This window comes from Micromonospora sp. A3M-1-15 (assembly GCF_024213425.1).
In the GTDB taxonomy this organism is placed as follows: Bacteria; Actinomycetota; Actinomycetes; order Mycobacteriales; family Micromonosporaceae; genus Micromonospora; species Micromonospora chersina.
Map to the genome: position 1 here is coordinate 84,762 of NZ_JANAVK010000002.1, position 14,749 is coordinate 99,510.

Sequence of the window (14,749 nt, forward strand, 5' to 3'; positions counted from 1 at the left end):
ATTTTCGAGCCGTGACCGAGACCCCGCCCGGCGCCCTGCGGCTGCCCATCGTGCCCGGTCTGACCGACCTGGAGGTCTTCGCCCGGGGTGGCTACGCCACCGTCTACCGGGCCACCCAGATCTCGGTGGGGCGCGAGGTCGCCGTCAAGGTGGAGAACCGCACGCTGGCCAGCGAGCGGGACCAGGCGCGCTTCCTGCGTGAGGCGCGGGCCGCCGGCAAGATGTCCTCCCATCCGCACGTGGTGGACCTCTTCGACGTCGGGGTCACCGTCGACCAGCACCCCTACCTGATCATGGAGCTCTGCGACGGCTCGTACGCGGAGCGGATGCGCCGGCGCCCGTTGGGCGCGGTGGAGGCCCGCGACCTCGGCGTGAAGATCGCCGACGCGCTGGCGCACTCGCACGCGGCCGGGGTGCTGCACCGGGACGTCAAGCCGGCCAACATCCTCTACTCGCACTTCAACCCGGCGGTGCTGGCCGACTTCGGGCTGGCGGTGCTGGCCGAGGTGCGCGACGCCTCGGTCACCCTGGAGGTGCTCACCCCGGCGTACGCGCCGCCGGAGATGTTCAGCCACAGCCCGCCCAGCCCGGCCGTCGACGTCTACGCGCTCTGCGCCACCCTCTACGCGGTGATGCACGGCCGGCCCCCGCGCTGGCAGTCCGAGCGCAACCCGAGCCTGGTCACCGTGCTGGAGATGTTCCAGCAGCCGATCCCCGGCCTGCCCGGCGTGCCCGACGAGCTGATCGACCTGCTGCGGCTGGGCATGGCGAACGACCCGGACGAGCGGCCCTCCGCCGTCGAGCTGCGCGGCCTGCTCGCGTCGCTCCCGCTGGACCCGGGGGCCGCCCCGGTGAGCGGCGCGCCCTACCCGGGGGCCCCGGTCAGCGGCGGTCCGACCACCGGCGGCCACCCGCTGGCCCGTAGCGGCCAGCCGAGCCCGCGCCCGCCGTCGGAGGACACCCACCCGACCGTGCCGACCCGTGGCCGGCGCTGGCCGCGCCGCTGGTTCCTCGGCGGTGCGGGGGTGCTCGCGCTCGCCGCCTCGGCCAGCGCCGGGGCCTGGCTCGCCGGCGGTGCGCCGCCCGTGGTGTCGCCGACGCCGGTGGCCAGCGGTGCGGTCCAGCCCTCCGGTGCGAAGGTGCTGCCGGGCTGCGCGGCGGGCGACGTCCGGCTGCCGGCGGGCGCCCACTGCGCGTCCGAACTGGAGTGTTACGGCCCGGTCCGGTTGCGCCGCGACCGGGCCGAGGCGACCCGGGTGCCCTGCGACGGCCGGCACACCTGGGAGACCTACGCGGAGGGCGACCTGCCGGCCGCGCTGGCCGGGGCGGGCCACGACGCGGTGGTGGCCGACCCGGCCGTCCAGCAGGTCTGCAACCTCAGCACATTCCGGCTGGCCAGCGGCATCCGGCAGGCGACCGGCTGGAATCTGGAGGTGCTGCCGCCGGCCGGCACGGAGCTGGACCGCACCTACCGGTGCCTGGCGGGTCGGGGCGTGGACGCGCTCGCCGTGCCCACCCTCACCGGTCGCTGACGCCGTTCGCCGCCCGCTGTTCCCGCACGACCCGGGGATCGAGCGTGGCCAGGGTGTCGGCGTCCACCGGGTAGGCGCCGCCGGACGCCCGCAGGTCGTGGACCGCCCGCGGATCGAGCGTTTCCAGGGTGTCGGCGTCACCCGCGTAGCCGCCGGTGGGCGTGCGGAGCTGCCGCACGGCCCTGGGGTCGATCGCCTCCAAGGTGTCGGCGTCCACTCCGTACCCGGCGGGGGTCGGCCACTCCTCGGCCGGGGCGTCGGCGCGGGGAGGGGCCTGGCGGGCGGCGGTCACCGTCACCCCGGCGACCATGCCGAGCAGGACACAGATCAGGGCCAGCACCACCGACAGGATGCCGGCGGGGCGCCACACGACCAACGTGACAAGCGCCGCGACCGCCGCCAGCGATGCGACGGCGGCCTTGACCCGCGCATCGGGCTTCGGGAACGAACTCACCCGACAAGCATGGCCCAGCGCGTCGACCTGTCAACCGCAGGGTTGGGACGGCTTCCCGTCAGAAGCGTTCCCTCGCGGGTCACCCTCCCACCTGGAGGGCCAAAAGCGTCGATCAAGAAAAATTCGTTACATCAATCGGCAATCTGTCGCTTCTGCCCGCGTTTGACGGGCGGCTTTGGTTGGCCTTGATCCCTAAAGTGACGGGGGTCGAGGTCTCCTCGACGGACCCCGTTCCCCACCGGAAGGCAGCCACATGCCACGTGCAATCCGGTCCCTCACCGCAACAGGGATCGCCGGCATCGTCCTCGCCGGATCGGCGTTCGCGCCGGCCGCGGCCGCGGCGCGCACGCCGCAGCCGCCGACGCACGACCGGACCAGCGCCGCCGAGGCGCGCCGGGTCGACCGCGTGCCGACGCCGAAGCTCGACTGGTACGCCTGCTACGACTACGCCGAGTGCGCCACGGTCCGGCTCCCGCTGGACTACGACAACCCGAAGCGCGCCACCACCGAGGTGGCGGTGCTCCGGGTCAGGGCCCGCGACCAGCAGCACAAGATCGGCAGCCTGTTCCTCAACCCGGGCGGCCCGGGCGGCTCCGGCACCAGCATCGCGCTCGCCGCGCCCTATTTCCTCGGCGACGACCTGCTCGACCGCTTCGACATCGTCGGCGTCGACCCGCGCGGCGTCGCCGCCAGCGACAACGTCAAGTGCTTCCCGTCGGTGAAGGACCAGACCCGGGCGTACGCCGGGCTGAACGTCGCCTTCCCGTACACGAAGGCCGAGGAGAAGGCGTACGTCGCGGCGTCGAAGGCGGTCGGCAGGGGCTGCTCGACCACGGGCCGGCCGCTCACCGGCGCGGCGTCCACCGCTGAGGTGGCCCGCGACATGGACGTGCTGCGCCGCGCGGTCGGCGACAGGAAGCTCAGCTACCTGGGCTTCAGCTACGGCACCGCGCTGGGGCAGTACTACGCCAACATGTTCCCGGACCGGTTCCGCGCCCTCGTGGTCGACGGCGTGCTCAACCCGAACGCCTGGGTCGGCCAGGGCAGGTCCCGCAACCAGCTCCAGGAGACCCGGCTGCGCAGCGCCGACGGCGCGTACCGGGCGCTGCACGAGATCCTGGTCCGCTGCGCCAAGGCGGGTGCGGAGAAGTGCGCGCTGGCGTCCGGCGGCGACCCGGTCGCCGCGTACGAGACGGTGGCGCAGCGGCTGCGCAAGAAGCCCCTGGTGGTGGACGACCCGGACCTCGGGCAGTTCACCGTGAGCTACGCCGACTTCGTCAGCGCCACCCTCGGCAACCTCTACGACCCGAACGGCTGGCAGTACATCGTGGAGCTCACCGGCGAGCTGCTGGTGCTGACGGACCCGGCCGCGGCGGCGCCGGCCCGGGCGCAGGCGCGCACCGAGGTGGCCCGCCGGGCCGCCCAGGTCCGCCAGCAGCGCGGATACGACTTCCCGTACGACAACGGGCTGGAGACGTTCCTGACGGTGGACTGCACCGACGCGTACCACCCGAGGAGCGCGGACGCCTGGCCGGCGCTGTCGGCCAGGGAGGACAAGCGGGCGCCGTACTTCGGCCGGGCCTGGACCTGGGGCACCGCGCCCTGCGCCCGCAACACCTGGACCGTGCGCGACGAGGACGCCTGGACCGGCCCGTTCGACCGGACCACCGCCGCGCCGGTGCTGGTGGTCGGCAACTACTGGGACCCGGCGACCAACTACCAGGGTGCGGTCAGCTCGGCCCGGCTGCTGCCGAACAGCCGGCTGCTGAGCAGCGACAGCTGGGGGCACACCGCCTACGGCACCTCGGCCTGCGTGACGGGCGCGGTCGACGCGTACCTGGTCAAGGGGACGCTGCCGGCCAAGGGCACGCTCTGCACCGGTGACGCCCAGCCGTTCCAGGACGAGCCGGCGGCCACCCGGGCGGCGGCGTCGAAGAGCGACCTGGCCCGGGCCGGTGAGCCCGGCCGCGGCGAGCCGAAGCGGCTGCCGCCGGTCGTCGCGCCGCTGCCGGCGGTCGGCACGCTGACCGTCCGCTGACGGACCCCCGGGGTACGGCGGGTGATCGGGCACCCGCCGTACCCCGGGCCCCGAGCGACGCGGACGGTCGGGGCAGCACGCAGGCGGTTCGGCGGGTTAGAGTACGGCCGCGCCCTGCTCCCGCCGGTTCCCCGGCCCGAGTGCGAGGGCGTTCCGCCGCCGTGATCCGCCCCTTTGGCGACCGGCGGTCCTCGACTTCCCGACCGAGGAGATCTCGACCTCCATGTCAAGAAGATGGATCTCTGTTCTGCTGTCCGCCGGGCTCGCGCTCGGCGCACTCGGCATGTCCCAGCCGGCCGGCGCGGCCGACGCCGCTCCCGACGGTGGTGGCCGGGCGAACGCCGGCGTCAAGCCCGGCGCCCGCATCACCTCGGCCACCACGAGCGCCACCATCCCCGCCGGCTACACGATCCGCGGGATCGACGTGTCCAGCCACGACCACAACCTCGGCGCCATCGACTGGCCGGGCGTGGCGGCCAACGGCTACAAGTTCGCGTACGTGAAGGCCACCGAGGGGCAGACGTACCGCAATCCCTACTTCGCCGCGGACTACGCGGCGGCCAAGGCCGCCGGCCTGCTCGTCGGCGCCTACCACTTCGCCCGCCCGGACGGGCGCGACCCGGTCACCGAGGCGAACTTCTTCATCGACAACGCGCAGTTCGCCAAGGACAGCCAGACGCTCGTGCCCATGGTCGACATCGAGTGGCCGTACTGGTCCGGCGCCCCGACGTGCTACGGGCTGACCACGACGGAGATGTCCGCCTGGATCAAGTCCTTCACCGACCAGGTCAAGGCCCGCATCGGGCGGCCGGTGATGATCTACACGAACACCAACTACTGGAACCCGTGCACCGGCAACAACGCCACCTTCGGGGCCAACCCGCTGGACATCGCCGGCTACACCACCACCCGCCCGCCGCTGCCCGCGGGCTGGACGACCGAGACGATCTGGCAGTACGCGGCCGGCGACCCCAGCCAGCCCGGCAACTACAGCCAGAACGCGTTCAACGGCGACTACGCGGCCCTCACCCGGCTCACCGGCGCTCCGGCGCCCGCGGCGCCGATCGCCCTCCGCGCCCGGGCCAACAGCCGCTACGTGGTGGCCGAGAGCGCCGGCGCCAAGCCGCTCATCGCCAACCGGACCGCGGTCGGGCTGTGGGAGCAGTTCGACGTGGTCGACGCGGGTGGCGGGTTCGTCGCCCTCCGTGCACGGGCCAACGGCCGGTACGTGGTGGCGGAGAGCGCGGGCGCCAAGTCGCTGATCGCCAACCGCACGTCGATCGGCGCCTGGGAGAAGTTCACCGTCATCAACAACTCGGACGGCAGCATCAGCCTCCGGGCCAACGCCAACGGCCGGTACGTGGTGGCGGAGAACGCGGGCGCCCTGCCGCTCATCGCCAACCGCACGTCGATCGGGCCGTGGGAGAAGTTCGACAGGATCGCCACCTCCTGAGCCCGCCGCCGTTGCCCGGCGCCCCCGAGGAAGGGGTGCCGGGCAGCGGCGTACTCAGTAGGACTTGTCCTGGCCCAGCACGTGCTGGGCGACGAAGTTGAGGATCATCTCGCGGCTGACCGGGGCGATCCGGCCGGCCCGGACCGCGCCGAGCAGGGTCGCCACGCCGTACTCCGTGGTCATGCCGGCGCCGCCCAGCGCCTGCACGGCGGTGTCCACGGCGAGGGCGGCTGCCTCGCCGGCCGCGTACTTGGCCATGTTGCCGGCGACGCCGGCCTCCAGGTCGCGGCCCGCGTCGTAGAGGGTGGCCGCCTTGTGGATCATCAGGCGGGCCAGTTCCACCTGCACCGCCGCGTGCGCGAGCGGGTGGGCGACGCCCTGGTGCGTGCCGATGCTCCGGCCGCCCCACACCTTCCGGGTGGCGGTGTACTCGCTGGCCCGCTCGACGGCGTACCGGCCGGTGCCGGCGCCCATGGCGGCGACCGTGATCCGCTCCGGGTTGAGGCCGGCGAACAGCGCCGGCAGCCCGGCGTCCAGCGACTCGCCGACCAGCGCGTCGGCGGGCAGCCGCACGTCGTCCAGGTAGAGCAGGAACTGGTTCTCCGGGGAGAGGATCTCCATGTCCAGCTTGGACTTCTCCAGGCCGGGCGCGTCGGTCGGCACGATGAACAGCGCCGGCTTGAGTTTCCCGGTGGAGGAATCCTCGGTCCTGGCCACCACCAGCACGTGTCCGGCCTCGTTGACGCCGGAGATGTAGCACTTGCGGCCGGTGAGCAGCCAGTCGTCGCCGTCGCGGCGGGCCACCGTGCCGAGCCGGTGGAAGTTCGACCCGGCCTCCGGTTCGGTGATCGCGAAGACGATCTTCTGCGAGCCGTCGGCGAGGCCGGGCAGGTGCCGCTTGCGCTGCTCGTCGGTGCCGTGCTTGTTGATGACGGTGGCCGCGATGGCGGGCGAGACCACGAGCAGCAGCAGCGGGCAGCCGGCCGCGGCCAGCTCCTCGCAGACGATGGCCAGCTCGGTGATGCCGCCGCCCCCACCGCCGTACTCGGTGGGGATGTTGACACCCAGGTAGCCGAGCCGGCCGGCCTCCTGCCACAGCTCGGTGGTGTGCGCACCGGCCTTGGCCTTCTCGACGAAGTAGCCGTGGCCGTACTTCCGGCCCAGCGCCCGGACGGCGTCGCGGAGCTGGTCCTGCTCGGGGGTGAGGTCGAAGTTCATCGCGGGTCCTCCTCAGTGACCACGGCCAGCACGGCCCCGGTGTCGACCTGGCCGCCGGACGGCACCGGCAGCTCCGCCACCACGCCGTCGGTCGGGGCGAGCACGGGGTGTTCGAGTTTCATCGCTTCGAGGGTCAGCAGCAGGTCGCCGGCGGTCACCCGCTGGCCGACCTCGACGTGCACCCGGGTCACCGCGCCGGGCAGCGGCGCGAGCAGCGACCCGGCGGCCAGCTCCGCGGTGGGCAGGGGGAAGCGCGGCAGCTCGGTGAGGCTCGCCGCCCCGTCCGGGCCGTCCACGAAGACCTCCGACCCCACCCGGTGTACGCGGAACGCCCGCCGCGTCCCGTCCACGTCGAGCACGGCGCGGTCCGGAGCAACCTCGACCACCGTCACGTCCGGCGCCGCGTCGCCGCCGCCCGCCGCCGACCCGTCCCGGCCGGTTGACGCGGGGGCCGGTGACGCCGACCAGTCGGCGAGCGCGCCCGTGCGGTCCAGCCGGTACCGGACCTCGATCTCGCCGTCGGGTCCGGCGAAGCGGGTGACCTGCGGGAAGGCCGGCACGTTCCGCCAGCCCGAGGGGAGCCCGCCCAGCACGGGTGCGGCCGCGCGACGCCCGGCGGCGCCCGCCAGCGCGGCGGCCAGCGCGGCCAGGGGGAGCTGGTCGGCCGCCAGCAGCGGCGCGAACACCTCCTCGTGCCGCTCCAGGAAGCTGGTGTCGGCCTCCGCCGCGCCGAACTCGCGGCTGCGCAGCACCCGGACCAGCAGGTCCCGGTTGGTGGCGACGCCGTGCAGCTCGGCCCGGGCCAGCGCGCCGGCCAGGGCGCGGGCGGCCTCGGCCCGGGTGGGCGCCCAGGCGACGAGCTTGGCGAGCATCGAGTCGTAGTGCACGCTCACCGCCGAGCCGTCCACGACGCCGGAGTCCAGCCGCAGGCCCTTCGCCGGGGTGAACTCGCCGGCCACCCCCGGGATCGCGAAGCGGTGCAGGGTGCCGGTGGCCGGGCGGAAGCCCTGGGCCGGGTCCTCGGCGCAGAGCCGCACCTCGATCGCGTGGCCGTCGGCCGGCGGGGTGGCGGTCAGCGGCAGCGGCTCGCCCTCGGCGACCAGCAGTTGCAGCCGGACCAGGTCCCACCCGGTGACCGCCTCGGTGACCGGGTGCTCCACCTGGAGGCGGGTGTTCATCTCCAGGAAGTGGACCTCCCCGTCGGGCGCGAGCAGGAACTCGACGGTCCCCGCGCCGACGTAGTCGACCGCCCGGCCGGCGGCCACCGCCGCCTTGTGCAGCCGCTCGCGCACCTCCGGCGGCAGGACGCCCGGCGCCTCCTCGACGATCTTCTGGTGCCGGCGCTGGATCGAGCAGTCGCGCACCCCGAGGGCCACCACGGTTCCGTGGGTGTCGCCGAAGATCTGCACCTCGACGTGCCGGCCGCGCTCGACGTACCGCTCGATGAAGACCGTGCCGTCGCCGAACGCCGCGGCCGCCTCGCGGCGCGCGCCCGCCACGGCCTCGGCGAGCCCGGCGGCGTCGCGGACCACCCGCATGCCCCGCCCGCCGCCGCCCGCGGCGGCCTTGACCAGCACCGGGAAGCCCGTCACCTGGTCGGCCTCGGTCCAGGTCGGCAGCATGGGCACGCCAGCGTCGGCGAGCAGCGCCTTGGCCGCCATCTTGTCGCCCATGGCGGCGATCGCCTTGGCGGGCGGGCCGACCCAGGTCAGCCCCGCGTCGGTGACCGCCGCGGCGAAGTCGGCGTTCTCGGCCAGGAAGCCGTAGCCGGGGTGGACCGCGTCCGCGCCGGCCCGCCGGGCCGCGTCCAGGACGAGGTCGATCCGCAGGTACGTCTCGGCCGGCGTGTTCCCGGGCAGCCGGACGGCCAGGTCGGCCTCGGCCACGAAGGGCGCGTCGGCGTCCGCGTCGGAGTGCACGGCGACCGTCGTGACGCCGAGCGCCCGGCAGGTGGCGAAGATCCGGCGGGCGATCTCGCCCCGGTTGGCGACCAACAATCTCTGGATCATTCTGGTAGCCCTCTCACATCCGGAAGACGCCGAAGCCTTCGGCGCCCTTCACCGGTCCGCTGTGGATCGCCGACAGGCAGAGCCCCAGGACGGTACGGGTGTCCCGGGGGTCGATCACCCCGTCGTCGTAGAGCCGGCCGGAGAGGAAGAGCGCCCCGGACTGGGACTCGATCTGCTGCTCGACCATCATCCGCATGGCGGCGTCGGAGTCCTCGTCGTAGTCGCGGCCCCGGGCGGCGGCGGCCTGCCGGGCGACGATCGACAGCACCCCGGCGAGCTGCGCCGGCCCCATCACCGCGGACTTGGCGTTCGGCCAGGTGAAGAGGAACCGCGGCTCGTACGCCCGGCCGCACATGCCGTAGTTGCCGGCCCCGTAGGAGGCGCCGAGGTTGACCGTCAGGTGCGGGACCTTCGAGTTCGACACCGCGTTGATCATCAGGGCGCCGTGCTTGATGATGCCGCGCTGCTCGTACTCCGTCCCGACCATGTAGCCGGTGGTGTTCTGGAGGAAGACCAGCGGCGTGTCGGCGGCGTTGGCGAGCTGGATGAACTGGGCCGCCTTCTGCGCCTCCTCGCTGAACAGCACCCCCCGGGCGTTGGCCAGCACGCCGACCGGCCAGCCGTGCAGCTCGCCCCAGCCGGTGACCAGCGCGGTGCCGTAGTTCGGCTTGAACTCGTCGAACTCGCTGCCGTCCAGGACCCGCGCCAGCACCTCGCGCGGGTCGAAGGGCACCTTGAGGTCGGCGCTGGCGATGCCGAGCAGTTCCTCCGGGTCGTACTTCGGTGGCTGGGGGAACGGGTTGCGCGGCGGCGGGCCCTGCTTGCGCCAGTTGAGCCGGCGTACGCACTGCCGGGCCAGCCGGATGCCGTCCCGCTCGTCCTCGGCCAGGAAGTCGGCCAGGCCGGACTTCGTGGCGTGCATGGCCGCCCCGCCCAGCGACTCGTCGTCGGTGACCTCGCCGGTGGCCATCTTCACCAGCGGCGGCCCGGCCAGGTAGACCTGCGACCGGTCCCGGATCATGATCGTGTAGTCAGACATGCCGGGCACGTACGCGCCGCCCGCCGTGGCGTTGCCGAAGACCACGCTGACCGTGGGGATCCGCGCCGCGGAGAGCCGGGTCAGGTCGCGGAACACCCGGCCGCCCGGGATGAAGATCTCCGCCTGGGTGGGCAGGTCCGCGCCGGCGGACTCGACCAGGTTCACCATGGGCAGCCGGTTGGCCAGGGCGATCTCGCCGGCCCGCCGGGTCTTGGCGAGCGCCCACGGGTTCACGGCCCCGCCGCGTACCGTCGGGTCGTTGGCGACGACGAGGCACTCCACGCCCTCGACCACCCCGATGCCGGTGACCGTGCTGGCGCCCACCGGGAAGTCGGTGCCGTACGCGGCCACCGGCGACAGTTCCAGGAACGGGCTGTCCGGGTCCAGCAGCAGCTCGATCCGCTCCCGGGGGAGCAGCTTGCCGCGCTTGTGGTGCCGGGTCACGTACTTCTCGCCGCCACCGGCCCGCGCCTGGTCGAGCGTCGACTCCAGCTCGGCGAGGCGCTCGAGCAGCGCCTCGCGGTTGGCCCGGTGGGCCGGCGAGGACGGGTCGATCGCGCTGTCCAGTGTGCTCACAGCGATCCTTTCGTTCGTGACTGCGGGGCTCGCAAACCCGGCTCACTCCTCGCACTCACAGGCCCATGCCCTTCGCGATGATCTCGTTCATGATCTCCGTGGTGCCGCCGCCGATGCCGAGGATCCGGGCGTCCCGGTAGTGCCGTTCCACCTCGGCGTCACGCAGGTAGCCGAAGCCGCCGTGCAGTTGCAGCGCCGCGTCGACGACGAAGTCGCAGGCCGCCACCGCGACGTTCTTCGCCATGGCCACCTCGGTCACGACCGGCTCGCCCGCGGCGACCCGCTCGGCCACGTCGTGCACGTACGCCCGGGCCGCCTCGGCGCGGGTGTGCATCTCGGCCAGCCGGTGCCGGACGAGCTGCCGGCTGGCGAGCGGGCGGCCGAAGGTGGACCGGTCCCGGCACCAGCGGGTGGCCAGCTCCACGCAGCGCTGCGCGGTGGCGTAGGCCTGGGTGGCCAGCGAGAGCCGCTCGGTGGCGAACTGCTGCATGATCGCCAGGAACCCGGTGTCCTCCGGTCCGATCCGGTTCGCCACCGGCACGCGGACGTCGACGAAGGAGAGTTCGGCGGTGTCCGAGCAGTGCCAGCCCAGCTTCTCCAGCCGCCGGCCGACGGTGAACCCGGGCGTGCCCTTCTCGATCACGAGCAGGCTCAGCGCGCCGGAGCCGGGGAAGTCGGTGCAGACGGCGGTGGTCACGAAGTCGGACCGGACGCCGCTGGTGATGTAGGTCTTCGACCCGTTCACCACGTAGTGGTCGCCGTCCCGCCGGGCGCAGGTGCGGATGCCCGCCACGTCGGAGCCGCCGTCCGGCTCGGTGATCGCCAGCGCGCCGATCATCGTCCCGGCGAGTGTGGGCCGCACGTACCTGTCGATGAGATGCTGCGGACCGGCCGCGCCTGGGCCTGCCTTGTCGCCGCAGGCGGCGACGATGTGCGGCAGCGCGATGCCGTGGGTGAACAGGGCGGCGATCAGCCCGGACGAGCCGCCCGCGCGGATGACCTCCTCGGTGACCAGGATCGAGTCGAGCAGGTCGCCGCCGCTGCCGCCGACCGACTCGGGGAAGCCGATGCCGAGCAGCCCGATCTTCGCGGCGGTCTCGTGCAGCGAGCGGGGCACCTCGCCGGCCCGCTCCCAGTCGTCCAGGCAGGGCAGGACCTCCTTGGTGACGAAGGCCCGGGTCAGCTCGCGGAGCTGCCGCCGTTCGGGAGTGTCCACGATGGTCATGACGGCACTCCCGGGGTGAGGTCGGCGGGCAGGTCGACGATCCGGGAGCGGAGCAGCTCGCCGAGCGCCTTGGCCTGCGGGTCGAAGCGGGTGGAGGCGGCCACGCCCTGGCCGAGGAGCCCCCGGATCACGAAGTTGACGGCGCGCAGGTTCGGCAGCTCGTGCCGCTCGACGGTCAGCGGGCCGGTCTCCGGCAGCAGCTCGGCCAGCCGCGCGACGGTCAACCAGCCGCGCAGCCAGGCCCAGGTGGCGTCGGTGCGGGCCCAGACGCCGAGGTTGGCGTCCCCGCCCTTGTCGCCCGACCGCGCACCGACCAGCTCCCCGAGCGGCGCCCGCCGGGTCGGCCCGGCGTCGAACTCCGGTGCCGCCACCGGCTCGTAGGCGGGCGGTGCGGCCGTCCGCGCCGGCGGGGCGATCGGCACCCGGGTCCCATCCGGCAGCACGGCCACGTGCGCGACCGCGTCCTGCGGCACGGCGTCGGCGGTGAAGACCCCGTACGGGGTGGCGTCGCCGGGCAGGGTGGTCAGCGTGCAGCCCGGGTAGGAGGCCAGCGCCAGCTCCACGGCGGCCGCCGAGAAGGCCCGCCCGGCCCGCGCCTTGTCGCCGTCCCGCAGGTGTACGTGCAGCAGCGCGCTCGCCGCCTCGGTGTCGGCGGCGTCCGGGTGATCGGTGCGGGCCAGCGTGAACTCCAGCCCCTCCTTGCCGACCGCCTCCTCCAGCTGCCCCCGCACCAGGGCCGCCTTGGCCGGGATGTCCAGCCCGCAGAGCACGAACGTCATCGAGTTGCGGAAGCCGCCCAGGTTGTTGACGCCCACCTTGAGGGTGTCCGGCGGGGGCGTGCCCCGGACGCCGGAGACCCGCACCCGGTCCGGCCCCTCCTGGGCCAGCTCCACGGTGTCGAGCCGGGTCACCACGTCCGGCCCGAGGTACGCCGGCCCGCCCACCTCGTACAGCAGCTGGGCGGTGACCGTCTCGACGGTGACCGCGCCGCCCGTGCCCGGGTGCTTGGTGAGCACCGACGAGCCGTCCGCGTGGATCTCGGCGATGGGGAAGCCGGGCCGGTGCCCGCCGTCGGGCAGCTCGGTGAAGAAGCTGAAGTTGCCGCCGGTGACCTGTGCCCCGCACTCGATGAGGTGCCCCGCGACGGTCGCCCCGGCCAGCGCGTCGAGGTCGTCCCGGGTCCAGCCGAAGCGGGAGATGGCCGGGCCGACCGCCAGCGAGGCGTCACTCACCCGCCCGGTGACCACCACGTCCGCCCCGGCGTCGAGGCAGGCCGCGATCCCGAACGCCCCCAGGTAGGCGTTCGCGGTCAACGCGTCCGGCCGGGCGAGGGCGTCGCCCTCGACGTACCCGATCCGGACGGTGAGGCCGAGCCGGTCGGCGAGCGCGCTGATCGCGGCGGCCAGCCCCGCCGGGTTGAGGCCGCCGGCGTTGGTGACCAGCCGGACCCCGCGGTCCAGCGCGGTGCCGAGGGTGCCCTCCAGCTGGCGCAGGAACGTCTTCGCGTAGCCGAGCGAGGGGTCGCGCATCCGGTCCCGGCCGAGGATCAGCATGGTCAGCTCGGCCAGGTAGTCGCCGGTCAGCACGTCCAGCTCGCCGCCGTCGAGCATCTCCCGCCAGGCGGAGAGGCGGTCGCCGTAGAAGCCGGACGCGTTGCCGACCCGCAGCGCGGTCACCGGGGCACCCCGCTGCCCGCCGCCCGCTTCCCGCCCGGCGGGCCGGCGAACGCCTGGGCCACGTCCAGCCACTCGTCGGCTACCGGCCCGGTGGCGACGAGCGCCAGGTCGGCGCGGTGCCGGCGCTGGGTCACCAGCAGGCAGAAGTCGAGCGCCGGGCCGGTGACCCGGTCGGCCGCGTCCTCCGGCCCGAAGGCCCAGGTGTCCCCGTCGGTGTCGTCTTTGTTCGCGACTGCGGGGCTCGCAGGCTCACTCCCCGCGCTCACCGGTGCCAGCAGCTCGACCCGGACCGGCGCCGCCGGCACCGCGCGGCCGTGCGCCGCGAAGCCGTGCCCGAGGGTACGGAACCCCAGGTGCGCGACGTGCCGCAGTCGGGCCGTCGGGGTCCGCCGGACGCCCAGCGCGTCGGCCACGTCCTCGCCGTGCGCCCAGGTCTCCATGAGCCGGGCGGTCGCCATCGAGGTGGGCGACATCCGGGTGCCGTACCAGGGCAGTTTCTCCCCGGCCGGCGCGGCCGCGAGCGCCGCCGCGAGCGCGGCCCGGCCCGCACGCCAGCGGGCCAGCAGCGCGGCGGGCGGGGCGAGGAACGCCTCGGCGCCGTCGTCGACCAGCCGGGACGGATCCGGGGCGGAGGTGACCGAGGCGAAGAACGCCGCGGTGTCCGTCGCCGCCAGGTGGGCCACGTGGTCGGTCCAGGCCAGGTGGGCGATCTGGTGGGCCACGCTCCAGCCGGGTGCCGGGGTCGGCCGCGCCCAGGCTTCCGGCGGCAGCGGCGCGACGAGGGCGTCGAGCTGCTCGGACTCGGCGGCCAGGTCCGCGAGCAGGGCTGTCAGGTCGACCATGGAGCCTCCGGGGAGTCAGTGCGGCCGCGCGCTCCCGGGCGTGGGCGGGCCGGCGTCGGGGGTGAGCAGGGTGGCGAGCTGGCGCTTCCAGGTGTGCAGCAGGGCGGCGCGGCGGGCCGAGTCGTCGCTGAGCAGGTTGGCCACGCCGAGGCCGCGGAGCAGGTCGAGGGTTGCCTGCACCGCCTCGCGGACGCCGGGCCGCCGCTCGTCCACGCCGAGCAGCTCGACGGTCAGCCGGTGCATCTCGCGGCCCACCCGGGCTTCGAGGGGGACCAGGGCGTCGCGCAGCTCGGCGTCGGTGCGGGCGGCCACCCACAGTTCCAGCGCGGCGACGAAGAGCGGCCCCGTGAAGGCGGCGGCGAGCAGGTCGACCACGCGGTCGAGCCGCCGCGGGCCGGCGGGCAGCGCCGCGGCCTCGGTGCGCAGCTCCACGGCCCGGCGCTCGGTGAGGTGGGTGACGGCGGCGGTGACCAGGGCGGCCTTGGTCGGGTAGTGGTGCAGCTGGGCGCCCCGGGAGACGCCCGCCCGGGCCGCCACCACGGTCGTGGTGGTGCCGGACCAGCCGTGCTCCACCAGGCACTCGACGGTCGCCTCCAGCAGCCGGGCCTGGGTGGCGCGGCTGCGCTCCTGCTGAGGGACGCGGGTCGATGCGGTGGGCACGGGGACAGCGTGCCGTCCCCGAAACAA

The 14,749-nt window shown here is 74.3% G+C and carries 11 protein-coding genes; 3 read left to right on the top strand and 8 right to left on the bottom strand.

Annotation, left to right across the window (positions count from 1 at the left end; genetic code table 11):
* The first annotated feature begins 11 nt into the window (after positions 1 to 11).
* Positions 12 to 1,532, top strand: a complete 1,521-nt coding sequence (locus tag NLX85_RS10095) for a serine/threonine-protein kinase (protein ID WP_254333908.1) — start codon at positions 12 to 14, stop codon at positions 1,530 to 1,532.
* Here the strand turns inward: NLX85_RS10095 and NLX85_RS10100 are convergent.
* Complete coding sequence (locus tag NLX85_RS10100; protein ID WP_254333910.1) at positions 1,519 to 1,986, bottom strand: hypothetical protein; 468 nt, start codon at positions 1,984 to 1,986, stop codon at positions 1,519 to 1,521. The two genes, NLX85_RS10095 and NLX85_RS10100, sit on opposite strands and share 14 nt — an antisense overlap.
* A gap of 253 nt (positions 1,987 to 2,239) precedes the next feature.
* Between NLX85_RS10100 and NLX85_RS10105 the strand changes: the two genes are divergently transcribed.
* Together NLX85_RS10105 and NLX85_RS10110 are read left to right on the top strand one after the other, a co-directional pair.
* A complete protein-coding gene (locus NLX85_RS10105; protein WP_254333912.1) occupies positions 2,240 to 4,024 on the top strand; it encodes an alpha/beta hydrolase in 1,785 nt (594 codons plus the stop codon).
* Between the two features lie 223 nt (positions 4,025 to 4,247).
* On the top strand, positions 4,248 to 5,477 hold the full coding sequence (locus NLX85_RS10110; RefSeq protein ID WP_254333914.1) for a GH25 family lysozyme: 1,230 nt from the start codon (positions 4,248 to 4,250) through the stop codon (positions 5,475 to 5,477).
* A gap of 54 nt (positions 5,478 to 5,531) precedes the next feature.
* Here NLX85_RS10110 and NLX85_RS10115 read toward each other — a convergent pair whose 3' ends face one another.
* The 7 genes from NLX85_RS10115 to NLX85_RS10145 are packed head-to-tail and all read right to left on the bottom strand — an operon-like array spanning position 5,532 to position 14,722.
* Positions 5,532 to 6,695 carry an acyl-CoA dehydrogenase family protein gene (locus tag NLX85_RS10115; protein WP_254333916.1) on the bottom strand — a complete coding sequence of 388 codons (1,164 nt, stop codon included), beginning with the start codon at positions 6,693 to 6,695 and terminating at the stop codon, positions 5,532 to 5,534.
* On the bottom strand, positions 6,692 to 8,704 hold the full coding sequence (locus NLX85_RS10120; RefSeq protein WP_254333918.1) for a biotin carboxylase N-terminal domain-containing protein: 2,013 nt from the start codon (positions 8,702 to 8,704) through the stop codon (positions 6,692 to 6,694). Before NLX85_RS10120 ends, NLX85_RS10115 begins: the two co-directional genes overlap by 4 nt.
* 13 nt (positions 8,705 to 8,717) lie before the next feature.
* Positions 8,718 to 10,319: a carboxyl transferase domain-containing protein gene (locus NLX85_RS10125; RefSeq protein ID WP_254333920.1), complete on the bottom strand. Its 1,602-nt coding sequence runs from the start codon at positions 10,317 to 10,319 to the stop codon at positions 8,718 to 8,720.
* Between the two features lie 55 nt (positions 10,320 to 10,374).
* Positions 10,375 to 11,544 carry an acyl-CoA dehydrogenase family protein gene (locus NLX85_RS10130; protein ID WP_254333921.1) on the bottom strand — a complete coding sequence of 390 codons (1,170 nt, stop codon included), beginning with the start codon at positions 11,542 to 11,544 and terminating at the stop codon, positions 10,375 to 10,377.
* The gene (locus NLX85_RS10135) at positions 11,541 to 13,220 is read right to left on the bottom strand and encodes an acyclic terpene utilization AtuA family protein (protein WP_254333924.1); all 1,680 of its coding nucleotides are present in this window, start codon (positions 13,218 to 13,220) and stop codon (positions 11,541 to 11,543) included. Before NLX85_RS10135 ends, NLX85_RS10130 begins: the two co-directional genes overlap by 4 nt.
* A complete protein-coding gene (locus NLX85_RS10140; protein WP_254333930.1) occupies positions 13,217 to 14,062 on the bottom strand; it encodes a TIGR03084 family metal-binding protein in 846 nt (281 codons plus the stop codon). Before NLX85_RS10140 ends, NLX85_RS10135 begins: the two co-directional genes overlap by 4 nt.
* A 15-nt stretch (positions 14,063 to 14,077) precedes the next feature.
* Complete coding sequence (locus tag NLX85_RS10145) at positions 14,078 to 14,722, bottom strand: TetR/AcrR family transcriptional regulator (protein ID WP_254333931.1); 645 nt, start codon at positions 14,720 to 14,722, stop codon at positions 14,078 to 14,080.
* Between the last annotated feature and the right edge of the window lie 27 nt (positions 14,723 to 14,749).